Here is a 21,767-nt window from a genome sequence, read left to right as displayed (position 1 = left end):
CACGGCGGCCCGATGGTCTGGGTGGAAACAGGCATGGCGGGCTGCCGCGGCGAGGCACACGCGGGCCCGCCTCACTGCGCGACGGCGGAAGCCTGGCGCGGATGATCCGGCGCGACCTGCTGCTCCGGATCGAGCAGCAGCAGGTAGCTGCCGTCGTTGTTGTCGAGCGTGCGATAGCGGCGCAGCGGCGGGTAGTCGGACAGGCGGCGCGCATACGACGATTGGCCCTGCACGAACGGCGCACCGAAGGTGGCCGACGCCTGCTGGCTGAGCAGGCCGGCGGAATTGCCGCTCAGCCATGGCGGTACCGTGGCCGGCGCCACGGGCCTGCCGGCCGATGCGGCGACGGCGACAGTGCTGGCAGCCTGCCGGGTGGTCGCGGCCATCGTGCGTTCGGCATCGCCGGTCGGCTGGCCGATCATCAGGGCGGCGGCGGCCACGCTGGCGGCGATGGCGCCGCCGGTCGACCAGCGCAGCCAGTGGCCGCGCCGGGTGGCGGCCGCCGGCCTGGATTCCCGCTCGATCGCCAGGCTCACCCGCGCGGCGAAACCGGTGCCCGCCATCGGCGGCAACCGCCGGCGCAGACAGTCACGGGCCACGTGGTAGCGGCCCCAGGCCTGCTGCAGGGAGGCATCGTGATCGAGCCGACGCAACAGGAAGCGCAGTTGCTCCTTCGACAGCTCGCCATCGACGCCTGCGGAAAGGCTCTCGCGGAACTGCTGGTCCGCGCCTGCCTGGTTACTGCTTGCCTGGTTCATGTCTGATCCTCGCGGTCCGACAACAGGGGCCGCAGCTTCTCATCGATCGCCTCGCGCGCCCGGAAGATGCGCGAACGCACCGTGCCGATCGGGCAGCCCATCGCTTCGGCGATTTCATCGTAGCTGAGGCCATCCACCTCGCGCAGCGTGATGGCGGTCCGCAGTTCTTCGGGCAACGATTGGACAGTGGAAAACACGGATTGTTCAATTTCCTGGCGCATCAGTTCGCGCTCGGGGGTGGCGCTGTCGTGCATGCGCTCGGCGCCGGCCATGAACTCGGCGTCGTCGGCGTCGATGTCGCCCGACGGTGGGCGGCGGCCCTGCGCCACCAGGTGGTTCTTGGCGGTATTCACCGCGATCTTGTACAGCCAAGTGTAGAACGCGCTGTCGCCGCGGAACGAACCGATTGCCCGCCAGGCGCGGATGAACGATTCCTGCGCGATGTCCTCGCACTCGGCATGGCTCCTCACGTAGCGGGAAACCAGTCCGATCACCTTGTGCTGGTACTTGCGCACCAGCAGGTCGAAGGCCCGCCTGTCCCCCTGCTGGACCCGCTCGACCAACGCGCGATCCAGTTCGTTTTCACCCGTCCGGGCCGTATCCGTCGTCAATGCCGTCATCCGCTGCGGAGCTTGTTTGAACTGAACGCGGCGCTCAGACCGCAGTCCGGCACCCGAGTTCAGTTTGCGTGGGATCGCGCCTCCACCATAACGTACAGCCTGTTGGCTGGTTGTCATGTCCGACGGGCGCCCCGGACCCGTGACGGGCCAGGTCAGTTATGGGGACGCCCACCGCCCGCTCAAGCCGGCTCGGCCACCCGCGCCTCCAGCAGGCGCTGGCGCTCGGCCAGCAGCTTGTCGAAGCTGACCGGCTGCAACGGGCGGCAGAACAGGTAGCCCTGCAACTCGTCGCAACCGTGCTCGCGCAGGAACTGCAGGTGCTGTTCGATCTCCACGCCCTCCGCCACCACGGCGCGTTTCAGGCGATGGGCCATCTCGATCGTGGCACGCACGATCGCCTCGTCATCGGGGTCCACGCCGATGTTGCGCACGAAGCTCTGGTCGACCTTGATGCGGTCGGCCGGCAACCGGCGCAGGTAATCCAGCGACGCCGCACCGGTGCCGAAATCGTCGATCGCGATGTGGCAACCCAGGTTGTGCAGCCCGTGCAGGTTCTCGACCAGATTCGGCACGGCCTTGATGCTGATGCTTTCGGTGACCTCCATCTCCAGCAAGGCGGGGTCCAGGTCGGTTTCGCGCAGCACCCTGGCCACCGTGTCCAGCAGCTGCGGCTCCATCAGCTGCACCGCGGACAGGTTCACGCCGAGGCGCAGGCGCAGGCCGTAGCGCTGTTCCCACTCCTTCGCCTGGAGGCAGGCCGTGCGCATCACCCATTCGCCGATCGAGACGATCAGGCCGGTTTCTTCGGCCAGCGGGATGAACACCGCGGGGCTGATCATGCCCAGCTCGGGATGCTCCCAGCGCACCAGCGCTTCCATCCCGACGATGTCCTCGCTCTTGGCGTCGACCTGCGGCTGGTAGACCACGCGCAGCTCGCCGTTGCCTTCGGCATGACGCAAGCGGGTCTTCAGCGCCATGCCGTGCTGCAGCGCGTACTCTGGGCTGACTTCGTAAATCTGGAAGTTGTTGCGACCCTGGTGCTTGGCCGCGTACATCGCCTCGTCGGCATGCTTGAGCAGGGTCTGCGTGTCGCCGGCGTCGTCGGGGAAGAAGCTCAACCCCATTGACGCGGTCACCTGCAGCTCGGTGCCGTCCTCGAGGTACAGCGGCGTCTCCATCACCTGCACGATCTTCTCGGCCACGCGCAGCGCATCGTCGTTCTTCACGATGTGCCGCAGCACGACGGTGAACTCGTCGCCGGCATAACGCGCCACCGTGTCGGAGGCACGGATGCTGCCGCACAGGCGCTGGGTGACCGTGCGCAGCACCTGGTCGCCGGCGGCGTGGCCGTGGGTGTCGTTGATCGCCTTGAAACGGTCGAGGTCGACGAACAGCACGGCGAAGCACTCGCCGTTGTGGGTCGCCTCGCGGATGACCGTGTCCAGCCGGTCGTTGAACAGCAGCCGGTTCGGCAGGCCGGTCAGCGCATCGACCAACCCCTCGGCGCGTCCCTGTTCGCGGGTGCGCCCAAGCTCCAGCATCTGCGCGAAACGGGCCGCGGCGCAACGCAGCACCGGCTCGATGATGCCCATCTCGCCGAAACCGCGGCGACTGCCGGCCAGCATCGCGCCGAGCACCGTGTGGCGTTCGTCGTACAGCGGCAGGCCGGCGAAACCGGCCAGTTCGAGCTGTCGCAGCAGCGGATCGACCTGCGCCAGCCGCTTCGCATCGGTGCGATACAGGATCGGCTTGCCGCCCAGCACGAGCTGCAGCGAACTCTGCATCTGCGCCGGCGGCCATGTCGAATCGTCGCCGTTCCACAGCTGCAGCATCTGGGTCGGCGCATCGGCGCCGTCCTGGCGCGCCGACCACACGGCCAGGTAGTCCAGCCCCAGCTCATCGAACAGCATGCGGCCGGCTGCGCTCTGCGCGTCGACTCCGCTGGTGGAAGCGAAAATGCGCGACAGCAGTGACAGCGCCGCCTCGGCGCGCAGGTCGGCGCGGTCGCTGCGGAATATCAACGCCAGCGCGTCGCTCCCGGCATGCCGGATCCGCCGCACGCTGGCCTGGCCGGTGTCGACGCCCTGTACCGATTTGCGCTGGCAGGGATACCAGTTGCGGTTGGCCTCGGCCAGCGCCTGCTCGGTCGCGATGCCTTCGAAACGCAGCACCTCGGCCAGCGCCAGCCCCTCCCACTGGCTGGCATGCATGCGGCTGTGCCGGGCCACCGTGGGACTGACCTCCAGCAGGCGCTGGCTCTGCGCGTCGACGATCAGCCACTCGCTGTCGCCTTCCTCGAAGACATAGCGATAGTCGTCGGCGGCGTGCGGCACGGCGGGCACCGCCTTGCGCACGCCCATACCGGCGGCTTGCGAGCGGCGCCAGCGCGGCACCAGTTCGCTGCCGATCTGCGCGGCGGAAAGCCAGTCGGCGATCCCGGCCGGCAGGTCGGAGGGGCCGAGCGTGGCCTCTTCGGCCAGCACCAGGATCAGTGGCGTGTCGGCGCCGCCAGGCAGGCGGCGCAACTGCTCGCAGCTGATGCGCGCCTGCTGCTCGTCGCCGGCCAGCACCATCACCATCAGTTGCAGCGGCGGCAGCGGCGGGCGCCCTTCCAGCAGGATCGCGGCGTGCGACACGTCGCGCGCGCTGTGGATCTGCGGATAGCCCGCCTGGTCGAGCGCATCGAACAGGCTGCGGCGCAATTCGCGCTGGGCAGCGACCACCAGGATGCCGGAATTCATCTGCGTGCGCGCCTCAGAGCCTGTTCATCATCTCAGACCAGCCAGCGGCCGTCGCGCAGGCGCAGGCGCCGTGGCTTGCTGTCCTCGCTGCCGAGATGTACGGCCAGCTCCCCCAGATGCTCGACCAGCGCCACCGGCGCGTCGATCAGCACGACGCGGCGCAGGTATCCCTTGGGCGCACGGGCCAGCTGGCGCAGCAAGGTGGCATCCATCGCCGACAGGGGAAGCTCGAGCCCGAGCAGGAAATACACCCCGAAATGCATGCTCTGCTGCATGTAGCGCAGCGCGTTGCCCAGCCGCTGGCAGTCCGGCACCCGCACCTGCGCGTCGCGCAGACTGCTCAGGCCGGTATCCGGCTGCCACAGGTACACCGCCTGTCCGGTATGCCGGGCAAGCGCGCGGAACTGGTCGATCATGGCGTGGACATCATTGCTGTCCAGCACGACGAGGCCGCTGGGGGCAGCCACGATCCGCTCGAAAATCTCGGTGCCGGCTTGCGGCGGGGCGGAGGCCATTGCGAAGGTCATTACGTCCCCGTCCTGCGGTTTCGGCGGTAATGCGGTGGTGAAGCCGATCCGCCGGCGATCGGCGGCGGGGATGGCCAGGCGAGGCCCGGTTGCAGCAAGGCTGATCGAGGCATGGCGAAACGCTCCACTATCCAGCCCTGTCACATGATCCTGACGCCCTGCCGACAGCCGTGGCCGGGGATTTTTCCGATGACGGCCCGATTTCACACCGGCGCTGCCGCAGCGGTCAAGCGCTTGCGTCACATCTCGCAATCAAGGCTGCGGAACGGTATGGTTCAAACCTCCCCCACCACGCCTGTACGCCCATGTTCGAAGGACTGCGCTTCAAACACTGGAAGACCAGCGAAGGCGATGACGGCATCGTCACGCTGACCCTCGACCGCGCCGGCAGCAGTGTCAACGCCATCTCCCGCTCGGTGCTGGACGAACTCGAACAGATCGTCGAGCGGCTGGCGATCGAGAAGCCCGCCGGCGTCATCATCCATTCGGCCAAGCCTTCGGGATTTGCCGTGGGTGCCGACATCAAGGAATTCGTCGAGTACGCCAAGCATGACACCGTGCTGGAGAACATCGAGCACGGCCAGCGCGTCTACGAGGCGCTGGCGCGGCTGCCCTGCCCCTCGGTGGCCGCCGTGCACGGCGCCTGCATGGGCGGCGGCACCGAGCTGATCCTGGCCTGTCGCCAGCGGATCGCCGCCGACGACGACAAGACCCGCATCGCGCTGCCCGAAGTGATGCTGGGGATCCATCCCGGCTGGGGCGGCACCGCGCGCCTGCCGCGCCTGATCGGCGCCACCGAGGCGCTGCCGCTGATGCTGACCGGCAAGTCGCTGTCGGCGAAACGCGCGCTGGGCCTGGGCGTGGTCGACCGGCTGGCCCGTCCCGAGGAGTTGCTGGTCGAGGCGCGGCTGCTGCTTCGCCACGCCGCGGCGCGCCCGTTCGCACGGCGGGCCAAGGCCTGGGCCAGCAACACCTGGCTGGTGCGGCAGATCCTGGCGCCGATGATGCTGGGGCAGACCTCCGCCAAGGTGCGCAAGGAGCACTACCCGGCCCCGTTCGCGCTGATCGACGTGTGGAAGCGCGGCGGCTCGAACATCCAGCAGCGGCTGAAGATCGAGGCGCGCTCGGTGGCGAAGCTGGCGAAGACGCCGACTGCGCACAACCTGATCCGCATCTTCCTCCTGCAGGAACGACTGAAGGGCCAGGGCGGCGGCGTCGAGCACGGCATCAGGCACGTACACGTGGTGGGCGCCGGCGTGATGGGCGGCGACATTGCCGCGTGGGCCGCGTTCAAGGGCTTCGAAGTGACCCTGCAGGACCGCGAGATGAAGTTCATCCAGCCTGCGCTGGATCGCGCCCGGGCGCTGTATGACAAGAAGCTGAAGGCGCCGGAGAAGGTCGAGGCGGCGATGCGCCGCCTGCGCGCCGACGTCGGCGGCGCCGGCGTGGCTTCGGCGGACCTGGCGATCGAGGCGATCTACGAGAACGCGGAGGCGAAAGAGGCGTTGTACGCCGGCATCGAATCGCAATTCCAGACCGACGGCATTCTCGCCAGCAATACCTCCAGCATCCCGCTGGACGAACTTCGCAAGAACCTGAAGACGCCGCAGCGCTTCCTCGGCCTGCACTTCTTCAATCCGGTGGCGCAGATGCCGCTGGTCGAGGTGGTGCGCCACGACCGGCTCGATCCCGGCGTGGAGAAGCGCGCGCTGGCGTTCTGCAAGGCGATCGGCAAGCTGCCGGTGGCGGTCAAGGGCACGCCCGGCTTCCTGGTCAACCGCATCCTGATGCCCTACCTGCTGGAAGCGATGCTGCTCTACAGCGAAGGCGTGCCGGGCCCGGTGCTGGATCGCGAGGCGAAGAAATTCGGCATGCCGATGGGTCCGATCGAGCTGGCCGACACCGTCGGCCTCGACGTCTGCGCCTCGGTCGGCCGGGAGCTGGCGCCGTTCCTGGGGCTGGAGCTGCCGCCGGGGCTGGACACCAGGCTCGAGGCGGGCAAGCGCGGCAAGAAGGACGGTCAGGGCCTGTACGTATGGCAGGAGGGCAAGCCGTTGAAGCCCGAGGTCGACAAGGAGTACGTGACGCCGCCCGACGTGCAGGAGCGCATGATCCTGTCGATGGTCAACGAGGCGGTCGCCTGCCTCGCCGACGGTGTGGTCGACGACGCCGACCTGCTCGACGCCGGGGTGATCTTCGGCACCGGCTTCGCCCCGTTCCGCGGCGGCCCGATCCAGTACGCACGCAGCGAAGGCGTGGACAAGCTCAAGGCCAGGCTCGAACAGCTGGCCCGGCGCTACGGCGACCGTTTCAAGCCGAAGAGCGGCTGGGAACTTGCGGCCATGGCACAAACGACGGATCGCTGAAACATGGGGCCGGCAGCGCTCGCCGGCTCCTGCTCCACGGCGACGTTGCCGTCAGCAACACGCATGCGGCGGGTAGTGCCCGCTGCCTGCTCCGGCATCACCACATCAGGTCGTCGGGCACACCATCGTCGCCCACGCCGGCGGCATCCGGGTCAATCAGCAGCGCCACCAGATGCGCATCGATGTCACGCACCTGCTCGGCGATCCCGCGGCTGACCAGCAGGTAGCGGCCACCCTGCTGCACCACGCCGAGCCTGCCGGTATTGAGCGCCGCCATCTGCTCGGCGTCCACATGCACGCGGCGGATCTTGCCGCCGTATTCGAAATGGCGTGGCTGGTCGGCCTCGGCCTTGTTCAGCGCCTTGCCGTCGAGCAACTGCTGGATCTTCTGCTTGCGCTCGCGGCGCAGCCTGGCCTGTTCGGCCGCCTCCTGCTCGACCCGCCTGCGCTCGCGCGCCTCGGTCTGCGAGCGCAACGCATAGGCCTTGGCCAGGTCGATATCCTGCTGGCTCTTCCGCTGGTCCGGGGCGGACGGCTTGCCGCCCTTGCGCGCCGGCTTGCCTGACGGCGGCGGCGCACGTTTCGGTTCGTGCGCCCGGTTCTGCTGGACCTGTTTGACGATGCCGCTCTTGAGCAGCTGATCGCGCAGGGAGTCGGCCATGCGGGTATTCCGTAATCGGTGGGACAGGGATCGGTCGGGCAGGCAACAGGGTCGGGTCAATAATGCGGCGGCGGTGGCTCGTCGTGCGGGTCGTCCGCCTGCGCGGTGCGCAGCGAGGCCATCTCGCCGCGCAGATCGCGCAGGGCGCGCTCGAGCGCGGCGATCCGCTGCGACTGGTCGGCATCGGCCGTGGTCAGCGCCTGCACCGCCTCGTCGATGAAGGTCAGCCTGACCTCCATGTCGTCCAGCCGCCGCGCGAGCGCGTCGTTCGCGTGGTTCATCGCGGCAACCGCAGGCTGCGGCCTCGGCCGATGCCGTAGTAGGCCAGCCCCGCCTCCTCCACCACGGCCGGATCGTACAGATTGCGCCCGTCGAACAGCGCCGGCTCCGCCAGCGCGGCGCGGATGGCGGCGAAATCCGGGCTGCGGAACGCCTTCCACTCGGTGACCACGGCCAGCACGTCGGCACCGTGCACGGCGTCCATCGCCTGCTCGCACAACACCAGGTCGTCGCGCCGGCCGTACAGGCGCTGCGCTTCCTCGCCCGCCTCAGGGTCGAACGCCCGCACTTTCGCGCCGGCCTGCCACAATGCCTCCATCAACTGGCGGCTGGGCGCCTCGCGCATGTCGTCGGTGTTCGGCTTGAACGCCAGGCCCCACAGCGCGACCGTCCTGCCCGCCAGGCGGCCGCCGAAGTGCCGCGAGACCAGTTCGAACAACTTGTCCTTCTGCCGCCGGTTGACCGCCTCGACCGCACCCAGCAGCCGCGCATCGTAGCCGTGGGCATGCGCGGTGCGCTCCAGCGCCTGCACGTCCTTGGGAAAACACGAGCCGCCGTAGCCGGCGCCCGGATAGATGAAGTGGTAGCCGATGCGCGGATCCGAGCCGATGCCCTGGCGCACCAGCTCCACGTCGGCGCCGACCCGCTCGGCGATATTCGCGATCTCGTTCATGAAGCTGATCTTGGTCGCCAGCATCGCGTTGGCGGCATACTTAGTCAGTTCGGCCGAGCGCTCGTCCATCACCACCATGCGATCGTGGTTGCGGTTGAATGGCGCGTACAGCTTGCGCAACAGCGCCACCGCGCGTTCGCTGGAGGCGCCCACGACAATCCGGTCGGGCCGCATGCAATCGTCTACCGCCGCGCCTTCCTTGAGGAACTCGGGATTGGAGACCACATCGAACCCGACGTCGACCCCGCGCGCAGCCAGCTCGGCCGCGACGGCCTCGTGCACGCGATCGGCGGTACCCACCGGCACGGTCGACTTGTTCACCACCACGGCGTAGCGGTCCAGGTGCCTGCCGATGCTTGCGGCCACCGCCAGCACGTACTTCAGGTCGGCGCTGCCGTCCTCGTCCGGCGGGGTGCCGACGGCGATGAAGATCAGTTCGCCGTGCGCGATCGCCGGTGCCGCCTCGGTGGTGAAATCCAGCCGACCGCCGGCATGGTTGCGCCGCACGATGGCTTCCAGCCCGGGCTCGTAGATGGGAATCTCGCCGCGCCGCAGGCGCTCGACCTTGGCGACGTCGATGTCGACACAAAGCACGTGGTTGCCCATCTCTGCCAGGCAGGCGCCCGTGACCAGGCCGACATAGCCGGTGCCGAAAATGGTGACTTTCATCATCGTGGTGGCGATTCTCTGGGCGTCAACTGCCTATTGTAGCCGCGCAGAGCTGCCGCACGCCGCCGCCCGCGGCAAAAATGCGAAAGGGCGCGAATCGCTTCGCGCCCTTTCGTTCCGCCATGGCCCTGAATCGGCGCTGGTGGATTACTTCTCGGCCGGAGCGCCGGCCGGCGTCGGGCCGGTCTTGACCAGGCTGACGTCGAAGATCAGCGTGGCATTCGGCGGCATCGGCGGCTGCGGCTCGGCGCCATAGGCCAGCGCGGCCGGGATGAACAGCTTGTAGTGGCCACCCACCTGCATCAGTTGCAGGCCCTCGCGGAAGCCCGGAATCACGCCGGCCAGCGGGATCTTGGCGGCACCCGGCGGGTTGTGCTTGGCGGAGGCGTCGAACACCTGGCCGTCGACGAAGCTGCCGGTGTAGTTGATCTCGACCGTGTCGTTCGGACCCGGGCGGGCGCCCGTGCCCTGGCTGAGCACCTGGTACTGCAGGCCCGACGCCGTGGTCTTCACACCCGCAGCGGTCTTGTTCTTGGCCAGGAAGGCATCGCCCTCGGCTTTGTTCTTGGCGGCGAGCTTGGTCATCTCGGCCTGGTACTTGGCCTGGATCTTGGCCATGAAGGCGTCATGCACCTGCTTGGCCTCGGTCTCGCTCATGGTCGGCTTCTGGCCGGACAGAGCCGCCTTCACCGCATTCGCCACCGCGGTCGGATCCAGTTCGTCGCGCATGATCGGCGGAACCTGGGAAGCAATCTCCCAACCCACAACGTAGCTGGCCTTGGCCTTGTCAACCGTGCCAGCGGCGCCGGCGGTCTGGGCGGCGACGCCTGCCGTCATGCCCAGCGCAACGGCCATCGCGACCGCTGTCAGCGTGGGACGCAGAAAGTGCTTCATTCGTAACTCCCTCAAGTATGGATATGCCGGCGTTGCCGACCGGGCCTCCCCGATGGAGGCAGGCCCCGCATTGTGCGGCGCTTGCCGGGACTTGGCAACGATCTTGGGCTACGACCATGAATGGCGGCAAAGGTTCAGCGCCCTGCCCGGGAAGGTTCACGTTGGCCCGGAACCGCCTGGGGGAGGTTCCGGTTTCTCCAGGGTTTCCTTCAGCGCCGCCTGCAACCGCGCATGGATCCGCACCAGGCCCCGCCACGACACCACGGCCAGCACCACCCCGAGCACCACCAGGGTGACTGCGATGCCGCGCGGCGGCAGGATGGCCGAGCCGAGCGCACTCACCAGCAAGCCCAGCGCCAGCAGGGTCGCCAGCGGAATCACCCGCGCCAGCACGTTGCGGATACCTTGTGTGTACGAACCAGCCAACCGCTCGCGTATGCCGATCTCGGCCAGCAACATGCCGAGCGCCTCCGCCTTGCGGTAAACCGCAATCAGCATCGGCAGCGAAAGGAACAACGCACAGGCCCATATCAGCGTATGGCGCAGGTCGCGGTCGATGCCGAACCGGGTGAACCAGCTCCAGTTGTGCGCGTTGAGATAGGCGCCGATCACGAACAGCGTCACCACCAGCAGCACGTTGACCGCGATATGCCACAACAGTCGCCGGAAGACCGCGGCCAATGCACTGTTCTCGTTGACCGGCATCAGATTTTCCAGCCAGCCGCTGTAACTGGCCGCCAGCAGCCGCACCGAACGCGGAGTGATCCGGCGCAGGCGGTCGGCCAGCCTGTCGGCCGAGCGGTTCAGATACGGCGAAGCCGCCATGCACACCACCGAGACCGCCACGGCGATCGGATAGAGGAAATCGCTGATCACGCCGAGCGAGAGGCCCAGCGTGGCGATCACGAACGAGAACTCGCCGATCTGCGCCATGCTGAGGCCCGCGCGGAACGACGTGCGCGCCTCATGCCCGACCAGGAAAACGCCCAGGCCGCACGCCAGCGTCTTGCCGACGATCACCAGCGCTGCGATCGCCAGCGCCGGCAGCGCGTACTGCCACAGCATCGCGGGATCGATCTTCAGGCCGATCGCCACGAAGAACAGCGCGGCGAACATGTCGCGCAGCGGCTCCACCAGTGGCAGCACGCGGCCCACGCTGCGCGACTCGGCCACCACCGCTCCGGCGAGGAACGCGCCCAGCGCCATGCTGAAACCCATCCAGGCCGCCAGCAGGCTGGCCCCGAAACAGATGCCGAGGACGCTGACCAGCAAGGTTTCGCCGCGCCCGAAACCGGCCACGTAATCCACCAGCCGCGGCAACAGCAGCAGGCCGAGAATCATCGCCACGACCACGAACAACCCAAGATGGCCAATCAGCGTGAACGCGGTTTCGGCCAGCGTCGAGCCACCGATCGCGATGGCCGTGAGCAGGGTCAACATGACGATGGCCAGCAGATCCTCGGCCACCAGCAGACCCACCACCGATTTTGCGAACGACTGCTGTTGCTGGCCGTTCTCGACCAGGGTGCGGGTGGCCACCATGGTCGACGACAACGAGATGATCGCGCCAAGGAACAACGCATCCATGCCCTTCCAGCCGAACAGCTGGCCGACCCCGATGCCGACCCACAGCATCAGGCCGACCTCGCCCACGGCCACCGCCAGTACGCCGATGCCGACCTCGCGCAGCTTGCGCACACTGAACTCGAGGCCCAGCGTGAACATCAGCAGCACCACGCCCAGGTTGGAGATGTCGTCGATGGCACGCGGGTCGGCCACCAGCATGCCGGGCGTATGCGGCCCGATCAGCACGCCGGCGAGGATGTAGCCGAGCAGCACCGGCTGGCGCAGCCGCTGGAACACGATCGTGGTGGCGCCGGCCACCAGCATCACCACGGCAAGGTCCCTGATGAAGCCGATCTCGTGCATCTGCCCAACCCTTCCGGCTGCGTCTCGCTGCAGCTTAAACGAACCGCCGTCGGCATCCGCCGCACGAATGGCGGTTGTCGCGGAAGACCTTCGACGCCCCTGCAATCGGCGCAGAAAAAAAGCTTGACGGATATCCGGCTCGGACCTATTCTTTCGGGCTTCCAGCGGCGGGGCCATAGCTCAGCTGGGAGAGCGCCTGCATGGCATGCAGGAGGTCGGCGGTTCGATCCCGCCTGGCTCCACCAACTTATCCGTCCCCATCGTCTAGAGGCCTAGGACATCACCCTTTCACGGTGGCGACCGGGGTTCGAATCCCCGTGGGGACGCCAAGTTGGCTCGCAACGCTGGATGAAATGCGGAGTGGTAGTTCAGTCGGTTAGAATGCTGGCCTGTCACGCCGGAGGTCGCGGGTTCGAGTCCCGTCCACTCCGCCACTATTCAGACAAGAAGCCCGCCTGGTGCGGGCTTTTTGCTGTGGTTTACCTGTGCTCCAGCGTGCCGACGGAATGCCCCTGCTCGGCCAGGTACTCCAGCCAGCGCGACAGGAACCCGTTCATGCGCAGGCGATGCTGGAACACGCTATGCGCCGGCGGGAAGGGTCCCAGCACCTGCCACAGGTGCCGGCCCGGATGGCAATGCAGGGCCTCGGCCACGTGCGCGTCGGTGTACATGCGCAACTGCGCCGACGGCGCGCGCTGCCCGGTATGCGCATCGACGAAGCCATAGGTGAGCTCCAGCTCCAGCGTGTACGGATGGCATTCCTGCACATGCAGGTGCACGTCGAGTCCGTCGTCCACCACCGAGACGTAGTGCCCCGGCGCCAGCTGTTGCGGTGCGAACAGGCGTGCCAGGCGGTGGTAGTTCTCTGCATACAGGCCCATCAGGAACTCGAAGCGTCCCGGCAACAGGCGGCGGCGGTTGTCCAGTACGGCACTCATGGCGGGTGTGCGCAACTCCGGTCGGCAATCAGAACATGGTCCGCTCGATACCGAAGCGGTCGAAGATCTTGCTGGCGATTTCCTCGATCGACACGTGTGTGGTGTTGAGGCTGGGAATGCCGGCCTGGCGCATCAGCCGGTCGGCCTGATCCAGTTCCCAGCGGCACTGCTGCAAGGTCGCGTAGCGACTGCCCGCACGCCGCTGCTCGCGGATCTGCGCCAGCCGCTGCGGGTCGATGGTCAGGCCGTACAGGCGATCCCGGTACGGGCGCAGGCGCGACGGCAGTTCGAGTTTCTCGAGGTCCTCGTCGGTCAGCGGATAGTTGGCGGCGCTGACGCCGTAATGCAAGGCCATGTAGAGGCAGGTCGGCGTCTTGCCCGAGCGCGACACGCCGACCAGGATCAGGTCGGCCTCGGCGTAGTTCACATCGATGCCGTCATCGTGCGTGAGAGCGTAGTTGGTGGCATTGATGCGCGCTTCGTACTTGTCGAAATCTACCAGGCCGTGCGAGCGATTCACCAGGCCGGTGCGCCTGGTCCCCAACTCATCCTCCAGCGGACCGATGAACGGCGCGAATACGTCCAGCATCAGCGCGCCGCTGGCGGCGACGATCTCGCACAGCGCACGGTCGGCCATGGTATTGACCACGATCGGCCGCTGCCCGGTCTGCGCGTAGTTGGTCTTGATCCGCAACGCGGCCGTCTCCGCCTTGTGCGTGTTGTCGGTGAACGGCAGCCGGTGCTTGTCGAACTGCATGCCCTCGAACTGCGCGAGGATGCTGTTGCCGATCGTCTCCGCAGTGATGCCGGTAGAGTCCGAGATGAAAAAAATCGTTCGATACATACCGCGTCCTGGTCGCGTCATGGCGTTTGGCGGCACCTTAGCGCAAGCGCGAAAAGCTGTCGCCGATTGACTCCCGGCTGACTGGTATGCGGTTGGAATGACATCGGCCTCGAATGGTCTTCTTGTGCTCCGCACCATCCGCAGCGGACAATACCAGTCCTTTGCATCCCGCTCCGGGCCTTTGCTTGTCGCCCATTCCACTACCCACAGAGCTTCCCTGAGGAGACACCCTTGAACGACCTGGTGCTTTGGCTCGACCAACTGCGCATGACCGACCTTGGCAAGGTCGGCGGCAAGAATGCCTCGCTCGGCGAGATGATCGGCAACCTGGCCAAACTCGGTGTCTCCGTGCCCGGAGGCTTCGCTACTACCGCCAGCGCTTTCCAGCAGTACCTGGAAAAGAGCGGACTGGCCAAGCGCATCCAGGACCGGCTGGCCACGCTCGACGTCGACGACGTCGACACCCTGGTGGCGGCCGGCAAGGAAATCCGTGGCTGGATCGTCGACACCGCCCTGCCCGCCGAGCTCGAACAGGCGATCCGCGAGGCCTACGCCAGGCTGTGCAAGGACGCGGCTCCTGTTGAAGAGTCCGGCGATCAGGGACGATCGCAGAAGTATCCCGACATCGCCGTGGCGGTGCGCTCCTCCGCAACTGCCGAAGATCTGCCCGACGCCAGCTTCGCCGGCCAGCAGGAAACCTTCCTCAACGTGGTCGGCATCGACGACGTGCTGCACAAGGTGAAGGAAGTCTTCGCCTCGCTGTACAACGACCGCGCCATCGCCTACCGCGTGCACCAGGGCTTCAAGCACGAGGATGTATTCCTCTCCGCCGGCGTGCAGCTGATGGTGCGCTCGGACGTGGGCGCCGCTGGCGTGCTGTTCACGCTGGACACCGAGTCAGGCTTCCGCGACGTGGTGTTCGTCACCGGCAGCTACGGCCTCGGCGAGATGGTCGTGCAGGGCGCGGTCAACCCGGACGAGTTCTACGTGTTCAAGCCCACGCTGAAGGCCGGCAAGCCCGCCCTGCTCCGCCGCAGCCTCGGCGCCAAGCAGTTGCGCATGGTCTATTCCAACGCGCCGGGCGAGCGGGTGAGAACCGAAGACACTCCGGCCGAACTGCGCGACCGCTTCTGCATCAGCGATGCGGACGTGCAGGAGCTGGCGAAGCAGGCACTGGTCATCGAGCAGCACTATGGCCGCCCGATGGACATCGAGTGGGCGAAGGATGGCCACACCGGCAAGCTGTACATCGTGCAGGCACGCCCGGAAACGGTGAAGTCGCGCGCGCATGCCACCCAGCTCGAGCGCTTCCACCTCGGCGAAAAAGGCAAGGTGCTGGCCGAAGGCCGCTCCATCGGCCAGAAAATCGGCGCCGGCAAGGCACGCGTGATCCGTTCGCTGGCCGACATGAACAAGGTGCAACCCGGCGACGTGCTGGTGGCCGACATGACCGACCCCGACTGGGAGCCGGTGATGAAGCGCGCCTCGGCGATCGTCACCAACCGCGGCGGCCGTACCTGCCATGCGGCGATCATCGCGCGCGAGCTGGGCGTGCCGGCCGTGGTCGGCACCGGCAACGCGCTGGAGCTGATCCCGGATGGCACCGAGGTCACCGTGTCCTGCGCCGAAGGCGACACCGGCACGATCTACGAGGGCCGGCTGAAGTTCGAGCGGATCACCGCCGACCTCGGCGCAATGCCCGAGGCGCCGCTGAAGATCATGATGAACGTGGCCAACCCCGAGCGCGCATTTGACTTCGGCATGCTGCCGAACGCCGGCATCGGCCTGGCCCGCCTGGAGATGATCATCGCCAGCCACATCGGCGTGCACCCGAAGGCACTGCTGGAATATGCAAAGCAGGACGCCGAGACCAAGGCCCGCATCGACGAACGCATGGCCGGCTACGCCGACCCGGTGTCGTTCTACGTCGACCGCCTCGCCGAAGGCATCGCCACCATCGCCGCCTCGGTCTATCCGAAGCCGGTGATCGTGCGCCTGTCCGATTTCAAGTCGAACGAGTACGCCGGCCTGATCGGCGGCTCGCGCTACGAGCCACACGAAGAGAACCCGATGATCGGCTTCCGTGGCGCCAGCCGTTACGTCGACCCGAGTTTCGCCGAGGCGTTCGGTCTGGAGTGCCAGGCGGTCAAGCGCGTGCGCGAAGTGATGGGCCTGGACAACGTGTGGGTGATGATCCCCTTCGTGCGCACCCTGGGCGAAGGCCGCAAGGTAGTCGAGGTGCTGGCGAAGAACGGCCTGAAGCAGGGCGAGCACGGGCTCAAGGTCATCATGATGTGCGAGGTGCCGTCGAACGCCCTGCTCGCCGACGAATTCCTCGAGATCTTCGATGGCTTCTCGATCGGCTCGAACGACCTCACCCAGCTCACCCTGGGCCTGGACCGCGACTCCTCCATCGTCGCCGGTCTGTTCGACGAACGCGATCCGGCGGTGAAGAAACTGCTTGCCATGGTGATCAAGACCGCCCGCGCCAAGGGCAAGTACGTCGGCATCTGCGGCCAAGGCCCCAGCGACCATCCCGACCTGGCCGAGTGGCTGATGGACCAGGGCATCGAGTCGGTTTCGCTCAATCCCGACACCGTGGTCGACACCTGGCTGCGGCTGGCCAAGAAGAAGGCCGGCTGAGCCATCCATCCGGTCGCGACAGGCAGGCGTCCGCCCTGCTTGTCATGACCGGAAGCACCGCGTAGACTTGCCGGCTCGCGCGGGCCACGCGCACCCCTTCGGAGAGGTGGCAGAGTGGTCGAATGTACCTGACTCGAAATCAGGCGTACGTGTAAGCGTACCGTGGGTTCGAATCCCACCCTCTCCGCCAGTAGTACCAAGGCCTCGCAGCGATGCGAGGTCTTTTCATTTTCAGGCTCTTTTGCTGCAACCGTAAAAATACCAGTAAAATTACCGGCTGATCAGTCACCCCTTTGATACGGATTGAGCGGCCGCAGCGGCTGCGCGGTGCGCACGTGTCACGGCTGCTTCTTGCGTGGGTGCTTTTGCACCCGCCTCCAACATCCGTCATGCTCTCCCACATCCATCCTGCCCGGCCTCCCATGATCGAACTCGGACACGGCACCCACGTCGGCCTGCGTCGAACGCGCAATGAGGACACCTACTACGCCGACGCCTCGCTCGGCCTGTTTCTGGTCGCGGACGGCATGGGCGGGCACCAGCACGGCGAAGTCGCATCGGCCCTGGTGCGCGACACCGTGGTCGAGCTGGTCGGCCGCGGACAGAGCCTGATCGAAGCGATACACGCCGCCGCCGGGCGGCTGCTGGCACAGAGCCGGCACAGCATCGACGTGCTGCCGATGGGCACCACGATTGCCGCGCTGCGGACGAGCGACGGCGGCTACGAAGTCGCCTGGGTCGGTGACAGCCGGATCTACCTGTGGAAACAGGGCTTGCGGCAGATCAGCCACGACCACTCGCTGGTACAGGCGCTGGTCGAGGCCGGCCGGCTCGACCCGGCACAGGCATCGCAGCATCCCCAGCGCAACGTGCTGACCCAGGCGCTCGGCGTGACCACTGCCGAACAGTTGCACATCGGCATGGCCCGCGGCCAGCTGGAGCCAGGTACGACCTTCCTGCTATGCAGCGACGGGCTCACCGAAAACGTCAATGACACGACAATCGCGCGCACGATCGCACGCTCCGAGCTGGCTGCTCAGGAATGCGTGGACCAGTTGCTGCTGGACGCGCTCGACGGTGGCGGCGACGACAACATCACCGTGCTGATCGTGCGTTCCCGCTGAGCCTGGCGCTGCGCGCTCAACCCAGTCGCCGCCACGCGCTCTGCCCATCCGCACTGCTCTTGTCCAGCGCGTCCAGACGTTGCTCGTGCGCTGCCAACTCGTCCGCCGAGGCACGCAGCACCCGCGGCCGGGCATGCAGCACCACAGGTGCCGTCACTACCACGTCGCGCTGCTCGGCCGCCCTTTCGAAGCCGAGGTCGAAGGCCACCTGCCCCGAGGTCATCGCCAGGTAAACGTCGGCCAGCAACTGGGCGTCGATCAGGCCACCATGCAGGTCGCGCCGCGAGTTGTCCACGCCGAGCCGCTTGCACAGCGCGTCGAGGCTGTTGCGCTGGCCGGGATAGCGCTCACGCGCCATGGCCAGGGTATCCAGCACGCTGCAGCGGTCGCCGATCCGGCCTGCGTCCTTGCCCAGTCGCGCCAGTTCGGCATCGAGGAAGCCGATGTCGAAGCTGGCGTTGTGGATGATCAGTTCCGCGCCGTCGATGAAGGCCAGGAACTCCTCCGCCACCTCGGCAAAGCGCGGCTTGTCGAGCAGGAACTCATCCTCGATACCGGTCACCAGGCGGGCACCTTCGTCGATCGCCCGATCCGGGTTCAGATAGGTCTGGTAGTGCCGGCCGGTGAGCCTGCGCTCGACCAGTTCGACGCAGGCGACTTCCACCAGTCGATGGCCCTGGCGCACTTCCAGGCCGGTGGTTTCGGTATCGAGAACGATCTGCCTCATGCCCTGCCCTTCATCAGCTCGGCCTGATCGCGCGCGGCCTGGTCGACCCGTTCGTTCTCGATATGGCCGTTGTGGCCCTTCACCCACTGCCAGCGCACCTGGTGGGCGCCGACTGCATCGGACAGGCGCTGCCATAGATCCTGGTTCTTCACCGGCTTCCTGTCGGCGGTACGCCAGCCGTTAGCACGCCATTTCGGCATCCATTGCTCGATGCCCTGCATCACGTAGCGCGAGTCGGTGGTGAGGGTCACCCGGCACGGCCGTTTCAATGCCTCGAGCGCGCCGATCGCCGCCATCAGCTCCATGCGGTTGTTGGTGGTGGCCGGCTCACCGCCGGATACCATGCGCTCGCTGCCCATCGCACGCAACAGTGCGGCCCAACCGCCCGGACCTGGATTGCCCAGGCAGGCGCCATCGGTAAACGCTTCCACTTCACTCATTCATCGTTATCCAGGTATTCCATGGAAAATCACACCGCCGAACTGCGTCGGGTGCCCGGCGACAACCGGTTGCCGGCCGGCACGGCCACCGGCACCGGCCTGATCCGCAACGGCGTGGCCATGCGACGCCGCTTGCGCGCCATCAGCACATAGCCACCGCCCCAGGGACTGACCGGGGCCGCCGTGTGTGCTGCGAGACCCGGCCACATGCGGCCCACCCGCTGCACCTGTTCGACCTCCAACCCGGCCTGTCGCAGCCAGTGCCCGAGACGCCACGGCATCTGCAGGGCGAACCGGCTACCGCGCGTGCGCCAATGGAACCAGGGCGACCAGCCGCCGACCGGATGCACGCCGGTCAGCACCAGCACACCGCCTGGCGCCAGCACGCGGACCGCCTCGTCGAACATGGCCGATGCATCGGGCGCCTGCTCCAGTGCGTGCCGCAGCAAGATCAGCTCGAACGCGTCGTCGACGAACGGCAGCGGCTCGTCCGCCGCCGCCAGCAGGTCGCCACGGTAACGGCCATGTGCCAGCTGCAGTGCGGTCCAGCAACCGAGCATCGGCAACGCTGGCGGCAGGTCGTCGGCGAACGCGCCCAGCAGCAGCGCATGCGTGCCATAGCAGCGCTGCAGTTCCGGCATCAATGCGCGCCGCTGTTCATCCAGCAACCGACGCAAGGGCGCACTGGCGTAGATGTCGTCATCGCGATGATGCATGCAACCGGCCTTTCGTCTGTAGCGAGAGTGTAGCGGCTGGCGGGATGCGGCAGCAGGTCGCAGGCGGAACGGAACTGTCGCACGCCGCTGAATGGCTGCACGGTTGGTTAACGTTCTTCTAACGAGCCAGCCACGGCACCACCTTATAGTCGACCGCCTCATGCGCGCCCAGGACGGCTGCGTCTGTCGTTGACCCCGGAACCGGCATCCCGGATTCCGTCCGGATGTTCCTCGAACGCAGCGGAGCCCGCCTTGCACCTTGTCCCGTTACCGGCCCTGGCCGACAACTACATCTGGCTGTTGCACGACGAAGCCGGCAACGCCGTCGTCGTCGATCCGGGCGATGCCGCCGTGGTCGAGCGCGCGCTGACCGAGCGCAGGCTGCAATTGCGGGCGATCCTGCTGACCCATCATCACCACGACCATATTGGCGGCGTTCCGGCGCTGCGCGCGCACCACGACGTGCCGGTATACGCCCCCGTCGACGAACGCATCGGCGAGGCGACCGTGCGGGTGCGCGACGGCGACCGGGTCGAACTGGCCGCGCCTTCCGTGCGCTTCGAGGTGATGACCATCCCCGGCCACACCCTCAGTCACATCGCCTACGCCGGCGCCGGTCTGCTGCTGTGCGGAGACACCCTGTTCAGCCTGGGCTGCGGCCGCCTGTTCGAAGGCACGCCGGCGCAGATGCTCACCTCGCTGGATCGCCTGTCGCAGTTGCCAGGCGAGACCCTGGTCTGTGGCGGCCATGAGTACACCGAGGCGAATGGCCGCTTCGCCAGCACCGTCGAGCCGGCCAATCCCGAGCTGCGGCGACGGCTGCGGGAGGTCGCTCGCCTGCGTGCGGAACACCGTCCCACCCTGCCGGTGCGCCTCGCCGACGAGCTGGCCACGAATCCGTTTCTGCGTGTCGACGGCAGCGAAGTCGCCGAATGGTGCCGACGGCATGCCAGCGGCGATGACCGGGTCGCCCGGTTCGCCGCGGTACGCTCCGCCAAGGATGGATTCCACGGATGAGAAAGCCTCTGCGATGCCTGCCGCCGCTGCTGACGATCCTGCTTGGCGCGTGCGCCAGCATGCCTTCGCCGAAGCAGCCTGCGGTTGAAAGCTCGCCAGCAACAGCCGTCAGCGGCGAACCGACCGCCAAGTCCGTGCCCGCACCGGCAGCGCAGGCCGACGTCTGGGAGCGACTGCGCGGCAGCTTCGCCATGGCCGACTGCGATGCCGACCCCGCAATCATGGCCTGGGCCTCGCGCTATACGCGCAACCCGAAGCAGTTCGAGAGCCAATTGCGGGCCGCCTTGCCGCACCTGGCCTATGTGCAACAGGTAGCCGACCAGTACGACGTCGCCGGTGAATTCGTGCTGCTGCCCTGGGTGGAAAGCCATTTCCATCCGGCTCCAACCGGCAAGCGGCACCGTTCGGCCGGCATGTGGCAGTTGATGCCGGTGACGGCCGGCGCCATGGGCTTGCGCGTCGACGGCCGGTATGACGGCCGCCTGGACGTTCCTGCTGCTACCCATGCGGTGATGAAATTACTGGAGCGGTACCACGACCAGTTCCACGACTGGCGCGTGGCGGACTATGCCTATAACGTCGGGGAATTCAGCGTGCGCGGGATCGTTCGCAGCCACGGCATGCCGGCGGAGCGGCCGGTGATTCCGGATTGGCCGGTGCGCAAGGTCACCCGCGAGCACCTGGCCAAGCTGCTGGCCATCGCCTGCGTGGTGCGCGAGCCGGCACGCTTCAATGTGAGCCTGCCGAGCCTGCCTGAGCAGGAACATCTGGTGAAGACGGTCATTCCGCATTCCATGCCGATCACGCAGGCCGCCGACCACGCCGGCATGCCGGCGGATGCGCTGAAGCAGCTCAACCCCGCGTTCCGCGGCAACACGATCGACGCCGGCGCTGCCTCCTACCTGCTGCTGCCCGCCAGCCATGCCAAGCAATTCCGCGAGGCCATGCCGGCGCAGGCCGGCGACGTCTCCAGCGGCGGCCAAGGCCCCGCGGGCACACAAACGGCGCCAAGGACCCATACCGTCAAGCGCGGCGACAGCCTGTGGCAGATCGCACGCGACTATGCTGTGGGCGTCGGCCAGTTGCAGCGCTGGAACCGGTTGCAGGGGCAGGCGCTCAAGCCCGGCCAGGTGTTGCAGGTCAGCGCGACGAACTGATCCTGCGCCGCGCGCTCGAACGAAGGGGCGGCCATGGCCGCCCC

The 21,767-nt window shown here is 67.2% G+C and carries 19 protein-coding genes and 4 tRNA genes; 9 read left to right on the top strand and 14 right to left on the bottom strand.

From position 1 onward, the window contains the following. Nucleotides 1-71: 71 nt before the first annotated feature. The 4 genes from AC1Q5A_RS07140 to AC1Q5A_RS07125 all read right to left on the bottom strand — a co-directional run bounded on the left by AC1Q5A_RS07140 (nucleotide 72) and on the right by AC1Q5A_RS07125 (nucleotide 4,646). Nucleotides 72-758: a sigma-E factor negative regulatory protein gene (locus tag AC1Q5A_RS07140; RefSeq protein ID WP_492699645.1), complete on the bottom strand. Its 687-nt coding sequence runs from the start codon at nucleotides 756-758 to the stop codon at nucleotides 72-74. Beyond that, nucleotides 755-1,378 carry an RNA polymerase sigma factor RpoE gene (gene rpoE / locus AC1Q5A_RS07135; RefSeq protein ID WP_492699708.1) on the bottom strand — a complete coding sequence of 208 codons (624 nt, stop codon included), beginning with the start codon at nucleotides 1,376-1,378 and terminating at the stop codon, nucleotides 755-757. The genes AC1Q5A_RS07140 and rpoE overlap by 4 nt, the downstream gene beginning before the upstream one ends. Before the next feature lie 179 nt (nucleotides 1,379-1,557). After that, the gene (locus tag AC1Q5A_RS07130) at nucleotides 1,558-4,119 is read right to left on the bottom strand and encodes a putative bifunctional diguanylate cyclase/phosphodiesterase (RefSeq protein ID WP_492699643.1); all 2,562 of its coding nucleotides are present in this window, start codon (nucleotides 4,117-4,119) and stop codon (nucleotides 1,558-1,560) included. A 32-nt stretch (nucleotides 4,120-4,151) separates the two neighbouring features. Continuing rightward, nucleotides 4,152-4,646 (bottom strand): hypothetical protein, encoded by a 495-nt coding sequence (locus AC1Q5A_RS07125; RefSeq protein ID WP_492699641.1) that lies wholly within the window; start codon nucleotides 4,644-4,646, stop codon nucleotides 4,152-4,154. A 305-nt stretch (nucleotides 4,647-4,951) separates the two neighbouring features. On the opposite strand from AC1Q5A_RS07125, the gene AC1Q5A_RS07120 reads away from it, so the two are divergent. Further along, entirely contained in the window at nucleotides 4,952-7,012 is a 2,061-nt protein-coding gene (locus AC1Q5A_RS07120) for a 3-hydroxyacyl-CoA dehydrogenase NAD-binding domain-containing protein (protein WP_492699639.1), read from the top strand. Nucleotides 7,013-7,109: 97 nt separating this feature from the next. Here AC1Q5A_RS07120 and AC1Q5A_RS07115 read toward each other — a convergent pair whose 3' ends face one another. From AC1Q5A_RS07115 to AC1Q5A_RS07095, 5 genes are all read right to left on the bottom strand, one after another. Then, nucleotides 7,110-7,673 (bottom strand): DUF2058 domain-containing protein, encoded by a 564-nt coding sequence (locus AC1Q5A_RS07115; protein WP_492699638.1) that lies wholly within the window; start codon nucleotides 7,671-7,673, stop codon nucleotides 7,110-7,112. A gap of 56 nt (nucleotides 7,674-7,729) precedes the next feature. Continuing rightward, entirely contained in the window at nucleotides 7,730-7,954 is a 225-nt protein-coding gene (locus AC1Q5A_RS07110) for a SlyX family protein (protein WP_492699637.1), read from the bottom strand. Beyond that, complete coding sequence (locus tag AC1Q5A_RS07105) at nucleotides 7,951-9,294, bottom strand: UDP-glucose dehydrogenase family protein (protein ID WP_492699636.1); 1,344 nt, start codon at nucleotides 9,292-9,294, stop codon at nucleotides 7,951-7,953. The genes AC1Q5A_RS07110 and AC1Q5A_RS07105 overlap by 4 nt, the downstream gene beginning before the upstream one ends. 147 nt (nucleotides 9,295-9,441) lie before the next feature. Continuing rightward, nucleotides 9,442-10,188: an FKBP-type peptidyl-prolyl cis-trans isomerase N-terminal domain-containing protein gene (locus AC1Q5A_RS07100; RefSeq protein ID WP_492699634.1), complete on the bottom strand. Its 747-nt coding sequence runs from the start codon at nucleotides 10,186-10,188 to the stop codon at nucleotides 9,442-9,444. A 156-nt stretch (nucleotides 10,189-10,344) separates the two neighbouring features. Further along, on the bottom strand, nucleotides 10,345-12,117 hold the full coding sequence (locus AC1Q5A_RS07095) for a cation:proton antiporter (protein ID WP_492699632.1): 1,773 nt from the start codon (nucleotides 12,115-12,117) through the stop codon (nucleotides 10,345-10,347). A gap of 169 nt (nucleotides 12,118-12,286) precedes the next feature. Here AC1Q5A_RS07095 and AC1Q5A_RS07090 point away from each other — a divergent pair. From AC1Q5A_RS07090 to AC1Q5A_RS07080, 3 genes are all read left to right on the top strand, one after another. Then, nucleotides 12,287-12,362, top strand: a tRNA-Ala gene (locus AC1Q5A_RS07090). Between the two features lie 8 nt (nucleotides 12,363-12,370). Further along, nucleotides 12,371-12,446 (top strand) — tRNA-Glu (locus tag AC1Q5A_RS07085). 28 nt (nucleotides 12,447-12,474) lie between these two features. Continuing rightward, nucleotides 12,475-12,551, top strand: a tRNA-Asp gene (locus AC1Q5A_RS07080). 45 nt (nucleotides 12,552-12,596) lie between these two features. On the opposite strand, the gene AC1Q5A_RS07075 is transcribed toward AC1Q5A_RS07080, so the two are convergent. After that, nucleotides 12,597-13,055: a DUF1249 domain-containing protein gene (locus tag AC1Q5A_RS07075; RefSeq protein ID WP_492699631.1), complete on the bottom strand. Its 459-nt coding sequence runs from the start codon at nucleotides 13,053-13,055 to the stop codon at nucleotides 12,597-12,599. 28 nt (nucleotides 13,056-13,083) lie between these two features. Continuing rightward, nucleotides 13,084-13,899 (bottom strand): posphoenolpyruvate synthetase regulatory kinase/phosphorylase PpsR, encoded by an 816-nt coding sequence (ppsR, locus tag AC1Q5A_RS07070; RefSeq protein ID WP_492699629.1) that lies wholly within the window; start codon nucleotides 13,897-13,899, stop codon nucleotides 13,084-13,086. 231 nt (nucleotides 13,900-14,130) lie between these two features. On the opposite strand from ppsR, the gene ppsA reads away from it, so the two are divergent. The 3 genes from ppsA to AC1Q5A_RS07055 all read left to right on the top strand — a co-directional run bounded on the left by ppsA (nucleotide 14,131) and on the right by AC1Q5A_RS07055 (nucleotide 17,666). Then, on the top strand, nucleotides 14,131-16,542 hold the full coding sequence (gene ppsA, locus AC1Q5A_RS07065; protein ID WP_492699627.1) for a phosphoenolpyruvate synthase: 2,412 nt from the start codon (nucleotides 14,131-14,133) through the stop codon (nucleotides 16,540-16,542). Nucleotides 16,543-16,642: 100 nt separating this feature from the next. Next, nucleotides 16,643-16,732 (top strand) — tRNA-Ser (locus tag AC1Q5A_RS07060). Nucleotides 16,733-16,964: 232 nt separating this feature from the next. Beyond that, complete coding sequence (locus AC1Q5A_RS07055) at nucleotides 16,965-17,666, top strand: PP2C family protein-serine/threonine phosphatase (protein ID WP_492699625.1); 702 nt, start codon at nucleotides 16,965-16,967, stop codon at nucleotides 17,664-17,666. Between the two features lie 16 nt (nucleotides 17,667-17,682). Here the strand turns inward: AC1Q5A_RS07055 and dnaQ are convergent, their stop codons facing one another. The 3 genes from dnaQ to AC1Q5A_RS07040 are packed head-to-tail and all read right to left on the bottom strand — an operon-like array spanning nucleotide 17,683 to nucleotide 19,549. Beyond that, on the bottom strand, nucleotides 17,683-18,393 hold the full coding sequence (gene dnaQ, locus AC1Q5A_RS07050; protein WP_492699623.1) for a DNA polymerase III subunit epsilon: 711 nt from the start codon (nucleotides 18,391-18,393) through the stop codon (nucleotides 17,683-17,685). Beyond that, nucleotides 18,390-18,833: a ribonuclease HI gene (gene rnhA, locus AC1Q5A_RS07045; protein ID WP_492699621.1), complete on the bottom strand. Its 444-nt coding sequence runs from the start codon at nucleotides 18,831-18,833 to the stop codon at nucleotides 18,390-18,392. Before rnhA ends, dnaQ begins: the two co-directional genes overlap by 4 nt. Before the next feature lie 29 nt (nucleotides 18,834-18,862). After that, nucleotides 18,863-19,549 carry a class I SAM-dependent methyltransferase gene (locus tag AC1Q5A_RS07040; RefSeq protein WP_492699619.1) on the bottom strand — a complete coding sequence of 229 codons (687 nt, stop codon included), beginning with the start codon at nucleotides 19,547-19,549 and terminating at the stop codon, nucleotides 18,863-18,865. Between the two features lie 252 nt (nucleotides 19,550-19,801). Here AC1Q5A_RS07040 and gloB point away from each other — a divergent pair, with 252 nt between their 5' ends. Together gloB and AC1Q5A_RS07030 are read left to right on the top strand one after the other, a co-directional pair. Next, nucleotides 19,802-20,566, top strand: a complete 765-nt coding sequence (gene gloB, locus AC1Q5A_RS07035) for a hydroxyacylglutathione hydrolase (protein WP_492699617.1) — start codon at nucleotides 19,802-19,804, stop codon at nucleotides 20,564-20,566. Then, the gene (locus AC1Q5A_RS07030) at nucleotides 20,563-21,723 is read left to right on the top strand and encodes a transglycosylase SLT domain-containing protein (RefSeq protein WP_492699615.1); all 1,161 of its coding nucleotides are present in this window, start codon (nucleotides 20,563-20,565) and stop codon (nucleotides 21,721-21,723) included. The genes gloB and AC1Q5A_RS07030 overlap by 4 nt, the downstream gene beginning before the upstream one ends. Nucleotides 21,724-21,767: the final 44 nt, after the last annotated feature.

The sequence above is a fragment of the Rhodanobacter sp. GW835-FHT13D09 genome (genome assembly GCF_058793995.1).
Note: the sequence above shows the minus strand (reverse complement) of the source record. Positions and strands in the feature narration are given on the sequence as shown.

Excerpts from the sequence above, each read along its gene's own strand:
- AC1Q5A_RS07140 (WP_492699645.1), bottom strand. The coding sequence starts at position 758 with ATGAACCAGGCAAGCAGTAACCAGGCAGGCGCGGACCAGCAGTTCCGC.
- rpoE (WP_492699708.1), bottom strand. The coding sequence starts at position 1,378 with ATGACGGCATTGACGACGGATACGGCCCGGACGGGTGAAAACGAACTG.
- AC1Q5A_RS07130 (WP_492699643.1), bottom strand. The coding sequence starts at position 4,119 with ATGAATTCCGGCATCCTGGTGGTCGCTGCCCAGCGCGAATTGCGCCGC.
- AC1Q5A_RS07125 (WP_492699641.1), bottom strand. The coding sequence starts at position 4,646 with ATGACCTTCGCAATGGCCTCCGCCCCGCCGCAAGCCGGCACCGAGATT.
- AC1Q5A_RS07120 (WP_492699639.1), top strand. The coding sequence starts at position 4,952 with ATGTTCGAAGGACTGCGCTTCAAACACTGGAAGACCAGCGAAGGCGAT.
- AC1Q5A_RS07115 (WP_492699638.1), bottom strand. The coding sequence starts at position 7,673 with ATGGCCGACTCCCTGCGCGATCAGCTGCTCAAGAGCGGCATCGTCAAA.
- AC1Q5A_RS07110 (WP_492699637.1), bottom strand. The coding sequence starts at position 7,954 with ATGAACCACGCGAACGACGCGCTCGCGCGGCGGCTGGACGACATGGAG.
- AC1Q5A_RS07105 (WP_492699636.1), bottom strand. The coding sequence starts at position 9,294 with ATGAAAGTCACCATTTTCGGCACCGGCTATGTCGGCCTGGTCACGGGC.
- AC1Q5A_RS07100 (WP_492699634.1), bottom strand. The coding sequence starts at position 10,188 with ATGAAGCACTTTCTGCGTCCCACGCTGACAGCGGTCGCGATGGCCGTT.
- AC1Q5A_RS07095 (WP_492699632.1), bottom strand. The coding sequence starts at position 12,117 with ATGCACGAGATCGGCTTCATCAGGGACCTTGCCGTGGTGATGCTGGTG.
- AC1Q5A_RS07075 (WP_492699631.1), bottom strand. The coding sequence starts at position 13,055 with ATGAGTGCCGTACTGGACAACCGCCGCCGCCTGTTGCCGGGACGCTTC.
- ppsR (WP_492699629.1), bottom strand. The coding sequence starts at position 13,899 with ATGTATCGAACGATTTTTTTCATCTCGGACTCTACCGGCATCACTGCG.
- AC1Q5A_RS07055 (WP_492699625.1), top strand. The coding sequence starts at position 16,965 with ATGATCGAACTCGGACACGGCACCCACGTCGGCCTGCGTCGAACGCGC.
- dnaQ (WP_492699623.1), bottom strand. The coding sequence starts at position 18,393 with ATGAGGCAGATCGTTCTCGATACCGAAACCACCGGCCTGGAAGTGCGC.
- rnhA (WP_492699621.1), bottom strand. The coding sequence starts at position 18,833 with ATGAGTGAAGTGGAAGCGTTTACCGATGGCGCCTGCCTGGGCAATCCA.
- AC1Q5A_RS07040 (WP_492699619.1), bottom strand. The coding sequence starts at position 19,549 with ATGCATCATCGCGATGACGACATCTACGCCAGTGCGCCCTTGCGTCGG.
- AC1Q5A_RS07030 (WP_492699615.1), top strand. The coding sequence starts at position 20,563 with ATGAGAAAGCCTCTGCGATGCCTGCCGCCGCTGCTGACGATCCTGCTT.